9 protein-coding genes and 2 pseudogenes are annotated in these 15,043 nt (G+C 39.6%); 5 read left to right on the forward strand and 6 right to left on the reverse strand.

The window, feature by feature from the left end:
* On the reverse strand, positions 1-832 hold an 832-nt coding region (nhaD, locus tag ENH88_RS22815), incomplete at its 3' end, for a sodium:proton antiporter NhaD (RefSeq protein WP_304185850.1).
* Positions 833-1,169: 337 nt separating this feature from the next.
* Between nhaD and ENH88_RS22820 the strand changes: the two genes are divergently transcribed.
* A complete protein-coding gene (locus ENH88_RS22820) occupies positions 1,170-2,369 on the forward strand; it encodes an Nramp family divalent metal transporter (protein WP_304185851.1) in 1,200 nt (399 codons plus the stop codon).
* A gap of 103 nt (positions 2,370-2,472) precedes the next feature.
* Here ENH88_RS22820 and ENH88_RS22825 read toward each other — a convergent pair whose 3' ends face one another.
* Positions 2,473-2,928: a hypothetical protein gene (locus ENH88_RS22825; RefSeq protein ID WP_304185853.1), complete on the reverse strand. Its 456-nt coding sequence runs from the start codon at positions 2,926-2,928 to the stop codon at positions 2,473-2,475.
* On the opposite strand from ENH88_RS22825, the gene ENH88_RS22830 reads away from it, so the two are divergent.
* On the forward strand, positions 2,913-4,097 hold the full coding sequence (locus ENH88_RS22830) for a PQQ-dependent sugar dehydrogenase (protein ID WP_304185858.1): 1,185 nt from the start codon (positions 2,913-2,915) through the stop codon (positions 4,095-4,097). The genes ENH88_RS22825 and ENH88_RS22830 overlap by 16 nt on opposite strands.
* Positions 4,098-4,925: 828 nt before the next feature.
* Here ENH88_RS22830 and ENH88_RS22835 read toward each other — a convergent pair.
* Positions 4,926-5,900 (reverse strand): transposase, encoded by a 975-nt coding sequence (locus ENH88_RS22835; protein ID WP_304185854.1) that lies wholly within the window; start codon positions 5,898-5,900, stop codon positions 4,926-4,928.
* A gap of 178 nt (positions 5,901-6,078) precedes the next feature.
* Between ENH88_RS22835 and ENH88_RS22840 the strand changes: the two are divergent.
* The 3 genes and pseudogenes from ENH88_RS22840 (at position 6,079) to ENH88_RS22850 (ending at position 12,010) form a co-directional block, all read left to right on the forward strand.
* Positions 6,079-8,060, forward strand: a pseudogene (locus ENH88_RS22840) (hypothetical protein).
* A gap of 987 nt (positions 8,061-9,047) precedes the next feature.
* On the forward strand, positions 9,048-10,769 hold the full coding sequence (locus tag ENH88_RS22845) for a hypothetical protein (protein ID WP_304185855.1): 1,722 nt from the start codon (positions 9,048-9,050) through the stop codon (positions 10,767-10,769).
* Between the two features lie 38 nt (positions 10,770-10,807).
* Positions 10,808-12,010 carry a hypothetical protein gene (locus ENH88_RS22850; protein WP_304185856.1) on the forward strand — a complete coding sequence of 401 codons (1,203 nt, stop codon included), beginning with the start codon at positions 10,808-10,810 and terminating at the stop codon, positions 12,008-12,010.
* Between the two features lie 376 nt (positions 12,011-12,386).
* On the opposite strand, the pseudogene tnpA reads toward ENH88_RS22850, so the two are convergent.
* The 3 genes and pseudogenes from tnpA to ENH88_RS22865 form a co-directional block, all read right to left on the reverse strand.
* Positions 12,387-12,820 (reverse strand): annotated as a pseudogene (gene tnpA / locus ENH88_RS22855) (IS200/IS605 family transposase).
* 549 nt (positions 12,821-13,369) lie between these two features.
* A complete protein-coding gene (serS, locus tag ENH88_RS22860; protein WP_064665989.1) occupies positions 13,370-14,668 on the reverse strand; it encodes a serine--tRNA ligase in 1,299 nt (432 codons plus the stop codon).
* Between the two features lie 8 nt (positions 14,669-14,676).
* Complete coding sequence (locus ENH88_RS22865; protein ID WP_304185859.1) at positions 14,677-15,036, reverse strand: CrcB family protein; 360 nt, start codon at positions 15,034-15,036, stop codon at positions 14,677-14,679.
* Positions 15,037-15,043: the final 7 nt, after the last annotated feature.

The following is a 15,043-nucleotide window of genomic DNA, read 5'->3' on the forward strand; positions in this document are numbered from 1 at the left end:
AACTATGACTCGCTACTGCCGTGCCTATGGTCAGTAAAAACAACACTAAAATTCTGATTGCACCGCGTTTAAGCTCTACATCTTCGTATTGGGCCGTGGGTTGCTTATCAGCTACGTAAAAACTCATAATGGTCGCAGGGACGAGATAATTAACTAGCGAGGGTAAAAATAAAACTAAAAACTCATTAAAGTGGACTAAACCAGCCTGCCAAACCATTAAGGTGGTAATATCGCCAAACGGGCTAAATGCTCCACCGGCATTGGCAGCAATAACAATATTTATACAACTAAGATTAATAAACGGTTTATCACCTTCTGCTACCTTCATTACTACAGCACACATTAACAGTGCGGTTGTTAAGTTATCTGCAATCGGGGATATAAAGAACGCTAAGAAGCCTGTGATCCAAAATAAATTTTTATAATTAAAGCCTTTACGGATCATCCAAGAACGCAGCGCATCAAAGACTCTGCGCTCTTCTAATGCATTGATATAGGTCATTGCCACTAATAAAAACAACATTAGCTCGGCAAATTCGAGCAAGTTATGCCTAAATGCAGCTTCGGTAATGTCTGGCACATCATTGTTTACATAATACGCGCCAATTAAAATCCAAATTAATCCGGCCGCAACCAATACCGGTTTTGATTTTCGTAAATGCAGTTTCTCTTCAAGCATAACGACCGCATACGCTAAAACAAATATCGCAATGCAGACTAGGCCCACTGTTGAAGTAGTTAAATTTAACTGCCCATCAGCTGCCCACGTTGGGGAGCAAAATAATAAAAGTACTAGACTAAATAGATGAAAGCCTGGTAGTAAGTTTTTCACGCGGTACGTCCTGTTTTAATTTTAAATTTTGTATTTTTGATAGCTGGCACTCCAGTAGTCAGCATGAGTTTTTATTTTTAGTTTCACTGTTAACAAAGTGCTATCAAAAAGTTGACGTAAAGTACCATAATAACCGCCATACGCTATTATACAGAAGTCTAAATTTTCATTGTTTTGCGTTATAGCAATGATAATAACGGTGCATACAAACGACTGAATTTTTATTGTACTTTTAACAACATTAATTAACTTGTATGCTGTAACTTACTGATAAATTGATATCAAGCCGAGTGACTGAATACAGTTACAACCATTAAAACAAAATATAAGGTTACTTATGCGATTAGGACCAGGCCTACTTGTGACTGCTGCCTTTATTGGCCCAGGGACTATAACCACCGCCAGTATAGCGGGTGCCAACTTTGGCTTTGCGCTGCTCTGGACATTACTATTTTCAGTGATAGCGACCATATTATTACAATCAATGGCTGCCCGCCTTGGTGTAGTTACTGGTCAAGATCTTGCCCAAGCACTACGCACACATATACAACACCCATTATTTAAACCCCTCGCCGCCTTTTTAGTGATCAGTGCCATTGGTGTTGGCAGTGCCGCTTATGAAGCTGGCAACCTCAGTGGCGCCACAATGGGGTTAATCGAAATATTCCCTCAAGTACAAACACAAGTTTGGACGCCATTAATCGCTATTTTCAGCGCTCTATTACTTTATAGCGGCAAACATAAAGTGGTAGAAACCGCACTGATCTTTTTAGTGCTTTTGATGAGTTTAGTGTTTATCTCCACCTTGGTTATGGCAGCTCCACCTGTGACTCAAGTACTTGCAGGCTTTATACCCAGTATACCTGAAGGCTCTGCAACTACGGTATTAGCCTTAGTGGGTACCACCATTGTGCCTTACAACTTATTTTTACACTCAGGTATACTCGCCGCAAAACACGACAAAAAAATTGATCAACGTAAGCTCATCAAACACACTAATTTAGATACCGGTATATCAATCACGCTGGGTGGGGTTATAACGCTTGCAATTTTATCCACCGCATCGGTCGCTTTTTACGGCACTGAGGTTGGAAAAGTCAGCGCAGCAAATATGGCGATGCAGCTAGAGCCATTACTAGGCAATGCCGCACATTACTTTTTTGCGATTGGCTTATTTGCCGCGGGGCTAACCAGTGCTATCACTGCGCCACTTGCTGGTGCATACGCCGTATGTGGTATGCTTGGCTGGTCTAATGACATGAACAATAGCCGTTTCAAACTAGTCGCCATTGTTATTTTAGTATTTGGTGCTGCAGTTGCCTCACTTGGCTTAGACCCTGTTGCCGTGATCATCTTTGCCCAAGCCGCCAATGGCATATTACTGCCGATTGTGACCACCTACCTTGTATGGTTAGTCAATCAAAAGTCTGTAATGGGCAACTACACCAATTCAATGCTTGTCAACCTGCTGATCCTACCCGTGCTATTACTCATTTTCGGCCTAAGTAGCTACAAGTTAATTAGCTTGATTTTTTAGCTAGCCACTTAAAACCCAAAGCCGCTGCTTATTACCAACAGCGGCTTTTAATTGATAGTCGCCAAAGAAAAATATACCGCGGCGAGTTTTATTCATATTAGCATTAGCAGCAGTCATCTTTACTAATATAGTTTTTAGCTAACATAGCGAAAACATACCCACCTACTGCACCAGAAATCAGTTGTGTATAGAACCCCCATCCTCTGGCACCGGCAATAATCGTGATATTCATAATTGACTCAATAGCTACTAAAGCAATTGCAAACGCCGTTACTCCAGCTATAACAAATAGTTGAATGCCATATTTAGGGTGTTTTCTATACAGTAGTCCTGTAACTAAAAATGCGAGCGCAAGTGCAACGGCAATTATTGCGCCATAGGTAGGTAATAACCCAAGCCAATCATCAAGCGTTAAATTAACACGATCACTAAAGCTTATCTCTATACCCACATTAACTAATTGATTGACAACATATTGACTATGAAACAAGCTAGCAAGTGTGAATGTAAGTAACCAGGAAGCTAAAAATGAAGGCAACAAACGTGTTAAAAATGGCATGGTTATCTCAACTTAAAATGAAACGTTTTATCCACATTAGCAAAGGCTTAAGCTGTAAACAATCTATCTGTTGTATTACGCTTATTTGGTCTTTTGCGTTTTCAGTACACGCAGGCTCAACATTACCCATAAAACAATACAACATAGCTCCCCTTGCTACTGAGCTTAATTCTCCTTGGAGTATGATTGAATTACCTAATGGCACCTGGTTAATCACCGAGCGTGACGGCCATGTAGTAATAATAAAAAACAACCAGCTATCAAGAGTTAAACTGCCCCTTGAAGGATTATATGTTGCCGGCCAAGGCGGTCTACTCGATATCGTGTTATCTCCTGACTACAGTGAATCCCATGAAGTTATTTTTACCTACGCACAAGGCGAGTTAGCCGCAAACCGACTCGTAATTGCTAAAGCGACCTTTAATGGCACTGATTTTTCTCAGCCTAAAATTATTTATCAAGTGGCAACAAATAAAGACACACCACAACATTATGCTGGCCGCGCCCTAGTATTGCCCGATAACACCTTATTATTTTCAAGTGGTGATGGCTTTGATTATCGAGAGCAAGCGCAAGTTATCACCAGCCAACTAGGTAAAGTATTACGCATTAATTTAGATGGCAGTGTGCCCCGCGATAACCCATTTAGTGATCACGAAAATCGTGCTGCTCAGGCTGTTTTTTCACTCGGTCACCGCAACACCCAAGGCCTAGTGTATAATTACGACACACAGCAAATAATCAGCCACGAGCATGGCCCAGCTGGCGGCGACGAGCTAAATTACTTAACCGCTGGCACTAATTACGGCTGGCCGGTAATAACCTACGGTAACGATTATTCTCAAGCCCGCATTTCGCCCTTTAGGGAATATGCCGGTATGAAAAAGCCCACCATAGATTGGACCCCTTCTATCGCCCCATCAGGCATGGCGTATTATGGCTCTGAGCAATCTGCCTTTCCTGTACTGCAAAAGCATGTGCTACTCACCACTTTAGTCGACAAAAAAATCTACAGCGTTAATTTAGCTAACGGTGAATTTACCCAGACTCATATATTCCCTGAGGTTACTGGACGTTTGCGGGATGTATTTGTTACTGCCAAGGGCAATATCGCAGTGTTAACCGATGGCAAAGAAGCTAAGTTACTGCTAATAACGCCAAATAAATAATTTAACGTTCAAATGCATATCTGCTTTAGTGTTTATTTTTAAATAGCCAGTCTAACTTTAGATAATGCAGCAGTACCGTTTTAGGATAGTGATGGCTTAACAGATTACTATTTGGAGATGTTTTTGTTCTTCGTTCGGAACAACTGTAACGTAAAACTCAGGGTGCTTGTTACATGGTTACCATGCCTTGTTTTTGCTTTTTCAAAAGAAAGGTCTAAGCATAAAGCCCCCTGTTTTAAAGAGGTTCCAGTAAGTTAAGTTCGTTCTCGTCAATATCGATTTCGATGCTTTTTAATAAATCGTTAGTGAACTTCTCTCCCTCCTCTTTACTAACGTAATTTCCCTTACCTTGAATATGTGAGAAAGTAATTGATTTGTAATCTCTGCATAAGCAATATCTAGTCTAGACTGCAATATTTTAATATCTTCATTAGACATCGTGTTGCCTAAAGTAAAAGGCTTACTTGGCTTCATCGGTCCATAGTTGCCTTCCCAAACTGCTTTACCTGTTTCAAACTTAAAGACTGCTTTTAGCTGAGGTAAAAACCTTGTGCTGTGTTCATCGGTAAATATGATGCACCATGGCTCCAGCGTTATAACTTGTTTTTCAACAATATTAGAAAGACACCCACTCTAATTTATCTATTTAACTGGTGCTACAAAATTAAATTTATAAACTAGATCTACACGTAAACTAGATCTACACGCTTATCACTTTGCAAAACTTACTTAGGTTGCAAAATAAGTAAATTTCGTTGTAATACTTAAATGACAGCCATGAAAATGCCTGCGTTATGCTGTAAAAGTACTTTTTTGGGTGACTAGACTTTATCCGAATAACTTTTCACAGTTACTCATGTTTGTTCGCCGTTTTCGGTTGAGGTTCTCACAATAGCTTTCGTGTGATGATGCCCTGCCAACAGCACCATGAAATACACGTGTAAATTGAGTGGTTAGTTTTAACCAATTTTCTGGGGATATATTTAGCCTTTCGAGTAGAGGAAGGCACGAATTATCTGTATGTCCGCGTTTATCATCTCGTATTATTCGTCCCGTTAATTCAACAAGCTCAAGGTACGATTTAAGCTCAAATGGCAAGCCTTTTGGCATTATTTGACGCGACATACCAGCAAAGCGAAGTAACTGTTTAGGTTGCTTACCTTCTGTTGCGCTTGTTAAACGCTTTTGAACACTGGTATGGTACGATTCTTCCGGGCTATTAGCCATTTTAGCTCTAATAGGGTTTAAGTCTACATACGCCATACATGCTGCAAGTGCAGCTTCATCTAGGAGTGCTTGTGATTTAAAGCGCCCTTCCCAGAATCTGCCTGTGCAGTTATCTTCTTTATTTGCTTTGCGCGCTATATCTTCATTTAGCAACCGCATAAACCAGCTAATACTTGATAAGCGTTCGCGATATTGCTTGACCGTTTGATTAAAAAAGATGAGTTCTGCTTTACTTAGCTTTTCACCTTGTACGTATTTCTGCGTTAGCAAGGTGCCTTTACACAGTTTATGCCAGCGAATAACAATCGCTTTGTCATTCAACCTGTTTACTTTTTTATCATCAACATAGAGTACTAAATGGGTGTGGTTACTCATTACGGCATAAGCACACACATCAATACAAAATACCTTGGCTAACTCTAACAGTTTATCTTCAACCCAACCTCTACGATGCTCGTATGATTGCCCTGTAAAGTGGTCTTCGCCACATAAAAATGCACGCCGAACGCAACGTGAAATACAGTGATAGTATTTTGTATCTGCCAAACTTACTTGACGTTTTCTTGCAGTAGCCATATTTCACCCGGTTTGATTTTCATACTAATTAAACGTTAGTAAAAAATTGGCGAAATATAAACTTTATGATGGGTGTCTTTTTTTTTTGTTTTTCTTTGTTTCTTTTTGTTTCGTTGACCCGTCGAGTGAAAGTATTGTCACCCAACTGGATCAACACACGATACCTTTACCATTAACGATGGCAGACCCTAACCCTGTATTTTTAAACGGTGAGTTTTATATTTATTATTTAATTGATACCGCATTCCATGATTGGTATCTAACCCGCACCACAGATTTAATTAATGGTACATTCCCACAACGTGTTCTAGAAGCGACAGGAGATGCACAAACGCAAGACCAATGGACGGGATCAGGTAGTGTTATTAAAGATAAAGACAATGTAGCTCATTTATTTTATTCAGGACACAACCTCGATTTTTCTCCTGTCGAAGCTGTTATGCATGCAAAAGCAACAGATAACACGCTAACTAAATGGGAAAAACAAGTTAATAACACATTCAGTGGTACAGGATCATATAGCGACTTTGACTTTCGTGATCCTGATGTTTTTATAACGAACAAAGCAACAACTATTGGATGTTATTAACTAGTCGATATAACGCAGATGCAGCTATTGCTCTTTATACTTCGAGCGATCTCAAAACTTGGGAAGCGCAAGAGCCGATTTATACCGCAGACAAACCACTTAACTTTGAGGTTCCTGATTGGGTGAGCTTCAATAACGGACAAGCAATAATTTATTCTGACCAAAATAATAATGAGCGCGATGTAAAATATTTAGTAAAGAATGAAGACATATGGGTACCTGGTCGATACCCTTCACTAGATGGAGAATTTTACTACGCAGGAAGAACTCCAAGCTCCCCTACTCAAACCCTGATGTTTGGTTGGGTCGCTCATAAAAATACCCGCTCAAATATAGGCAGTGCTGATTTTGGCGGTGACTTAGCAATTCATCAAGTATCAATGACAGAATCGGGAGAACTAGCGGTATCAATTCCTGAGCAATACTTAAGCGCATTAGCAACACCAATAGATGAAAATGCACAAACCCAATCAGCACAAACCAATAATAATAATTCACTATTGGTTTCACCAGGTAATCAAGTATTACTAGGTAGTAACAATAAAATCAACCGTCTTCACTTTAGTATTTCGAGTGAAGATACCGACAACCGATTTGGTCTGATATTTCCCGCTTATGAAGAGAGTAAACAAACAGCTCGTATAGAAATAAACACAGCCACAGAAACAGCCACTTTTTACTTCGGCGATTCATTCACTCAATCAAGCTCTAACATCACCCTCACACCTGAACTAGAAGGCAAACCTCTATTCAATCGAGAGGAAGACCTGACTCAGCATATAGCTGGTTTTGAATTTTTCTGCGGCGGTTATAACACCCTCCAAGCCCACGGTTTTACTAATCTAACTGGAGACTTATCTAAACTAGATGGAGGTTGGTGGGGGGCCGATGTAAACAACAACATTGGCGAACGAGTTTTCTCCAGCTTTGCAGATGGCTATGATGAAGATGGAACTGCATTAGGGTGGATAGGTTACTCCGCAACAGGAAAAATGGATAGCCCGTCATTTGTGATCTCACAGCAATATATTAATTTCAAGATAGGTGGGGGTTCAAATCAGTTTGACCACCCTAAAGCAACTGCAGTTGTGCTTATAGTGGACGGTAAAGTTGTACGTAGTCAATCTGGTAAAAATACACAACCCGATGAGAATAATAAACTAACAATGCAATGGACAACCTGGGATGTTGAAGAGTTCATTGGAAAAACAGCCTTTATACAGTTTATTGATCTTCATAATGACGATGGCTCAGACAACAGCTTAGCTTACCTTCTAGCTGATGAATTCAGGGCAGCAGCATTACCTGCGGTACTGGGTGAGCAACCTGAACCTACTTCAGAAAGTCGAATCGACTCACAAGTTATTGTTCCTATCAATTTACAACAAGGGGTAACCGTGGATCTTCTTTTACAACCAGAAAGTGGCTATGGTACCGCATATATCAATGATTTTAGAGCACTAACCTTTAGGCTTTATGACTTAGATAAACGCCAAGTAGGCATCTATAGTAAACAAGGTACACTCAATATAAGTGAAATGTCACGCTTCGCTGAGGCAACAAAACCTTAATAAACTACCTTAGAGGTTTGCAACTAGAGCCTCTGAAGTTTAGTTACTATATTGTAATGCCATGAAAAATTTTGCTTTGCTGATTTGCGGCCCATATCAGTAAGGCACTAACCATGTAACGATCGACTAGTTTTGGCCAACATTGAAATACATTGGTACCCGTCATAATTATTTTTTGAAAACAATAAACACATTTTGTATGGGAGATGAACCGCCCATTGCATTTTCCCCTTACTCATCTTTTTTGATTCTTTTCGTGGGGATTCATCAGGCTTTTATCTATAAATTCGCTCATAACTCAATACTACGCCGCAAGCGGCGAAGTATTTAACAAAGGCAAGAAAGAAATAGATTTAGTCGGTTTACTAAGTGATATTGAACCGCTTGATAGGGATAACTCCGATAGAGCTGTATCGTAAAATTTAATATTCCAGCTAAGAATAAATAAGGCTTTTTATCCGTGTAGTGACGTGTAATGTTTTTTTGATAATTATTGGACTATATTTCGTTTGTAAGGGATAACAAGCAGCACCAAGGAAGGGAAGCACTCACTAAATAGCCCGTTCCCCTATGGTTCTACTTTTTGTAACTCTTTACACAACGCATACTTTGTAAATATACACACTATGTGGATGATTAGATATTGCTATGCAATTAATCTTTAATTTGCTAAAGATATTCATAAAAATTAATCCAGTATTGATAGCAATAAGAGCTATTTAATGATGAGAACTAAGTTTAATGAATATATACATACAGCAATGAAGATGTGTTTAGGGGTTATTTACTAGGAAGATATTTGTTTAAAAAAAGGAAATAGTTATACCTGAAGTAATCAGAAGACTAGAATTAAATTGATGCTAAGAGAGAACAGATTAAAATATATATGTGGCAAACTGTAAATATTAAGGTTTATTTATCCATATAAATTTAAATAAATGAACAATTATATTATTAGGTCAAAAATTAAATTTGGGAGAATTTAATATGAATAGAATCAGATTGTTTACTCGTTGTATTGTCGTTTTCTTATTAGTAGTAAATATAAATATGGCTCAAAGTAGCGAAAGTGCTAATTGTAGCAGTACAATTTATCGTTTTATTGAAGGTCAGGATTCACAACCTACTGTAATGGCGCCTGAGGAAAAAACGAAAGAATTAAATGATGTCTTTGCCAAATCAATACTTTGTTCTGGGCTTCCTGCAGCTTCGCTAAAACAGATCACCACTCACTTAGATAATCCTTCTCATGACTTTGTAAAAAAACAGTATGTGGTGGCTGAAGGTGGGCAGATCCCAGTAAGTACAGCAATTCCATCTTCTGCTTCCCTAAGAAATATGCGCTATACAGTAAGTTGGGCGGACGTCCATGGTACCCCTATGGTATTTGGTAGTTCTTCACCCCCTAGTGATAATACCAGTAATTTTCTGCAGGTTATTGCCTTTGATGAATCAAAACAACGTTTCAACTTTTATGAACGATTTGACTATCCTCGTACAGATTATTTTTGGGCGGGAGATTCAAGCTGGGCAAGGAAGAAAAAAACTATAGGTGTAGGTTGCTTTGATTGCCATCATAACGGTGTACCTATCATGAAAGAACTGAAGATCCCGTGGAATAATTGGAGCTCAGAGCGCGCCAATATCACCAACTCTATCGTTTCACTAAAAATTCAAAACGATCCGCCATTTAAAAATAGAATTGGTGCACAAGAACTTGAACCAACAATAAAAGGAGCATCCAGTAAATATTATCCAAATTTTATTCGTTCTCACATCAATGACAATTTCACACAGATCACCAATGTTTCAGAGCTTTTACGTTTTGTAATAGAAACCACCACTGTTAACTTGGAATCTACCAATCCATTACCAGGAAATGCCAACACTTTTGCGTTTCCTAAAGATTTTTGGATTGCAGATAGCATTTTAAGAGGTCCTCTAATAGGCCTTGATTACAATATTCCACAAGGGCTCATGTTTTCAGTGGATAATTACAAGAAATTTCTCAAAACAACTGATTCAAGACTAGTGCAGTGTAGTTTAAAGGGCGCAACTAAATCAGCATGTGTTGAGCCCCCCCAATTTACTGTTTTAGGATCAACTCACTTTGCCGGTTTTACACCAGTACTGGGTAACGAAGATGTTTTAATGTCAAATTTGTTGATTCGAGTTGGTATAGAAAGAAAGTTACTGAAACTGATTAGCCCCAAATTTATAACAGCAATTTTGATGGTAGATTTTCAAAACCCCATTTTTTCACAAAAACGTAATAGTTTGATCCAATACGCTAAGGCAGTTGGCACAGCAACTATTGCTAATAATAGCAGTAATATGGCCTCGTTAGTTGCAAGTAAAATCACCACAGCAAGTAGTCAGCAAGAAAAATGTAACGATATAACCTTGGATACATGTACTGCTGAGCAACAGTTTCTATTTGTTTGGGAGGATGCTAACTGGAAGGCAAATACCGAGAAAAGAATTAATGCCTATTTTCAAGCTATAGATAAGAACATCTCTTGTACAACTGAATCATGTACAGGTCAAGATGAGTACTTGAAACTTTTGGTTTCACAACATCGCCAAATGGCAGCGACGACTCCTTTGGGTAACCTTGTTGAGTTTAGTTTGTTATTCCCTTTTTCAAGTTTACCAATATCACCTTTTTTACGTATGAATGTAGTAGGTAAAGTAGTAGCAAGTGACTAGCTGTTAGTTTTTAAATTAAAATATTAAGGATGACTAAAATGAGTAAATTAGAGGTTTTTGATCTACCGGCAAATATCAGTGATCTACCATCGGGTCCGTTAGAAGATAAATTCAGAGAGCTTTGGTCAACAGCAGTAAATCAATGGACCAACCAGTCAATTAAAGGGGGTTCAAGGCCGCTGGATAATGACAGAGACTGGTATTACAACCCGCTCGATACGGATCTATCACAGGCAGGAGCACCTGCAGTAGTTCGTTGGACCGCATTTCCTAATAGGATCAATGTGCTGTTCCCAAATAGCAGTGAAACCCAAAGGCAAAGATATGCCGATGAGGGTCCACCAAATGTTAATGGGCAACCATATCAACCTGCAGGACCACGTGGATGGCAAGATGAGTATTGTGAATGGAGCGTTACCAGAGACAACAATGACAATATAAGCAAAGTTGATTTTACCTGTGAAAACCCGGAATATTTTTCATTGTTGTGGCGTGTTAGCCCAGATGCGGTGGTCGATATTTATAGAAAATTAACAGGAATGAATGTCACAAGGGCTAATCTGGAAGATTCAGCGGGTAACTATAATAAGAAAAATGAATTCAACAATAATACTACCAATGGTGCGGTTACCCTTATTTCTCCGCCCAACACACTACCAGCAGAAATTTACCTTGCTGCAGCCGCTACTATCACTCGCGAGTGTGAAGGTAAAATTGTTACCAATAAAAACCAGTTGATTCAATGTAGTCAATACGGAACTCCAGGACGAAATAGTGATCCAACAATTGGTAGTGCCGTAAATCGAATTATTCGTTCTGGCGGTTTAAAGGCTTCGCTAGCCAACCCCGTTGGTTTATATATTCAAACACCAGACTTCTCAAGTTTTCAATTACCACCCAATGCGCCTATAGGAAAAACAGCTGCTGATTATTGGCGGGTAGTTCGCGGTCACACAGGTGATAATTATGATCAAATTTTGCACGCAGTCTTTGAAGTTCCTGAATCGGAGGGCTTTACTGTCAGTGATATTACCATTGATGGCGTTCCGATTAGTTTTGGTTCGCAAATAACACAAAAATTTCAAATAGCATTAGCTGCATTAGCGGTGCCTACAGCCAATGAACCACAAAATCCTCGCCCATGTATTGGTGATTTAGATTGTAGTCAGGTTGGTGGCTCGTCAATAACGAATGATGATCTAGCTGAAATCGATAAATTGTTCAAAGAGCGTAACGGCTAGTATGCATCAACAAATAATCATTGTTTTGATGTAAATAATGATGACAAACGGGTGATAAAAAGTGCATCAATATTTAGGAAACAATATTTAAACAAATGTTGATGCACGAGTATACCGCTCGTTTACACGGAGTTATACGCTACATCAAGGAAGGGGGTACTACCTTAATCTCCCTCTAAAATGTTATCGGTAACTCTTTACGCAACTTGCACTTTGTAGAAATGACCAATTCGATGCTGAATTGAACCCTAAATGGGCACAATCCCTCATTGAATAAAATCATCACCCGAAGGTTCAAAAGTTAACTGACCTCCGGCAAAGCCGGAGGCTTCTGTGATTACGCCCTCAAAGGGCTAAAGAAAACGCCCAAGGCGTACTACACTTGAAACTTTAATTGATCTCGGTGTTCATCATCCTTTTCTTGGTTTCGAATATAATCTATAACCATATTTTCATCTAAACCAACTGTCGATACAAAATAACCTCGAGCCCAAAAGTTTTCCCCCATTGAAATTTCGTTGTCGCCCTCGAAAGTTTTTTGCTATCGAAATTGCGCTTTTTCCTTTCAAATAACCGACAACATTAGAAACTGCAAGTTTTGGAGGTATACTCAGACACATATGAACGTGATCTTTCATTAAATGCCCTTCTTCGATTATTACCCCTTTTCTTTTAGCTAATTCATGAAACGTCTCACCTAAGTGCTTCCTAATCGATCCGTAAATCAACTTTTGTCTCCTTTTTGGGAATAAACACAATATGATATTTACAATCCCAACGAGTATGAGACAAACTCTTATAGTCTCGCATAGGTTATTTCCTCTTTACTTTTGGTCGAGCAAAGAAGATACCCCTACCGTTGTCACGGTCAAACCTATGCGAGTCACCCCAGCTGAGCTGGGGTTTATCAATGTTTAATTAGTAATTGCAGACTTTAATCGTATTAATTGATTAAATTGGCGAGTTGTAAATAATCAGCTGTATTTTTATCGACAAGAAACAGGCATCTGGGCATATAATATCGATACACAGACTGAGCAATTGCTTCTGTCAAAACCAGATAATTTTATTCACCAATATACAATATCGCCCGATCAACAACATATTTTTTGGGTTCGTTTACAGCCCGTTCAAGGTGATATTTATCAGTATGCGCTTTAAGCTGCTGATAGGCCCACGGCTTACCTTACCGTTTACATAACCGAGTAAAATACACTTTAGCATCACCTAAAGTCGTTGGCTGGGATTTATCCTGAATAACTTTTAAGCTAGCTAGAGCTTAACCTACAAAAAAGCCGCTGTTCGTTACAAACAGCGGCTTCTCTTCTTAAAACTTACAGCTCTAAAGCTTTAACGAGCTTATTTAATTACTTCAAGGCCGTTCATATACGGGCGTAGCACTTCTGGCACGACCACTGAACCATCGGCTTGTTGGTAGTTTTCTAGAATAGCGACTAGGGTACGACCAACGGCTAAACCTGAGCCATTGAGTGTATGCAGTAACTCTGGCTTTTTCTCACCGGCGCGACGAAAACGTGCTTGCATACGACGTGCTTGGAAATCAACCATGTTTGAACATGATGAAATTTCACGATAAGTATCTTGCGCTGGTAACCATACTTCTAAATCGTAGGTTTTTGCTGAGCCAAAGCCCATGTCGCCCATACATAAAATTACTTTACGGTATGGTAGCTCTAGCGCTTGTAAGATTTGCTCGGCGTGACCGGTTAGCTCTTCAAGTGCTTGCATTGAATCTTCTGGTTTTACTAGTTGCACTAATTCAACTTTATCAAATTGGTGCTGACGGATAAGACCACGGGTATCACGGCCATAGCTACCTGCTTCACTTCTAAAACATGGCGTGTGCGCAGTTAAACGAATTGGTAAATCTTTTTCGTCGTAGATTTCGTCACGGGCGCTGTTAGTAAGCGGTACTTCAGCAGTAGGAATTAAGCTAAAACCTTCTTGCTCTTCGCCGTCATCGTTTACTAAACCTTTGGTGTGAAATAAGTCTTCGGCAAACTTAGGTAACTGGCCTGTGCCATATAGGCTGTCGCGGTTTACTAAATACGGCACGTACATTTCTGTATAACCGTTTTTATCCGTGTGCGTGTCTAGCATAAACTGCACTAGAGCACGGTGCATGCGAGCCATTGCGCCGCGCATTACCGTAAAGCGTGAACCGGTAATTTTAACGCCCATTTCAAAATCAAGGCCGTTTAAATCTTGTCCTAAGTCAACATGATCTTTGACTGCAAAATCATACTTTTTAGGCTCGCCCCAGGTTGAAATCTCAACGTTGTCAGATTCGTCAGCGCCCGCTGGTACTGATCCATCCGGTAAATTTGGGATAGCTAAAGAAATTTGCTTAAGCTCTTCTAAAATGGCGTCTTGTTCAGCTTTTACGCTATCCAGTTGCGCGCCTAAGTTACTTACCGCATCTAACAACGGTTGTGCATCTTCGCCTTTTGCTTTTGCTTGGCCAATTGCTTTGGAGCTGCTGTTACGCTCACTTTGTAATTCTTGTGTTTTTACTTGTAAAGTTTTGCGTTTTTCTTCAAGTGCGCTGACAGTCGCAGTATCTAGCTCATAGCCACGTGCTGCTAAGCGCGCCGCTGTTTGCTCGAGATCTTGACGTAATAATTTAGAATCTAACATGTTAGTTTTTAACCTTTTTGCATTACCAGCTGAAGGCCCAGCCAAGCCATAAAAATACACACCGCCACATTTAAGACGATATTGAGGGCCATTTTAAAAAAGTGACCTTGTTGTAATAACAACAACGAATCCATTGAAAATGTCGAAAAGGTGGTCAAAGCACCTAAAAAGCCAATTCCTATCAGGGTTTTAGCGGGGCTTGCGGTGATAATTTCGCGCTCTATCAAACCGTATAATATGCCCATCAACAATGAACCAAGAATATTAACTGCCAACGTGCCAAAAGGCGAAGATGCACAACCGTTGTTAGATGCGGTAAGTAACTTAGGCGCGCAACTGGATAGCGTAAAAGCTGAACAAGACGCCATTTTAGAA

The organism is Pseudoalteromonas prydzensis, assembly GCF_011050055.1.
Taxonomy (GTDB): Bacteria; Pseudomonadota; Gammaproteobacteria; order Enterobacterales; family Alteromonadaceae; genus Pseudoalteromonas; species Pseudoalteromonas prydzensis_A.

Bases quoted from the DNA above. Each gene is read 5' to 3' on its own strand.
- ENH88_RS22825 (WP_304185853.1), bottom strand. From the start codon at position 2,928: ATGCCATTTTTAACACGTTTGTTGCCTTCATTTTTAGCTTCCTGGTTA.
- ENH88_RS22820 (WP_304185851.1), top strand. From the start codon at position 1,170: ATGCGATTAGGACCAGGCCTACTTGTGACTGCTGCCTTTATTGGCCCA.
- serS (WP_064665989.1), bottom strand. From the start codon at position 14,668: ATGTTAGATTCTAAATTATTACGTCAAGATCTCGAGCAAACAGCGGCG.
- ENH88_RS22865 (WP_304185859.1), bottom strand. From the start codon at position 15,036: ATGGCGTCTTGTTCAGCTTTTACGCTATCCAGTTGCGCGCCTAAGTTA.
- ENH88_RS22850 (WP_304185856.1), top strand. From the start codon at position 10,808: ATGAGTAAATTAGAGGTTTTTGATCTACCGGCAAATATCAGTGATCTA.
- ENH88_RS22845 (WP_304185855.1), top strand. From the start codon at position 9,048: ATGAATAGAATCAGATTGTTTACTCGTTGTATTGTCGTTTTCTTATTA.
- ENH88_RS22835 (WP_304185854.1), bottom strand. From the start codon at position 5,900: ATGGCTACTGCAAGAAAACGTCAAGTAAGTTTGGCAGATACAAAATAC.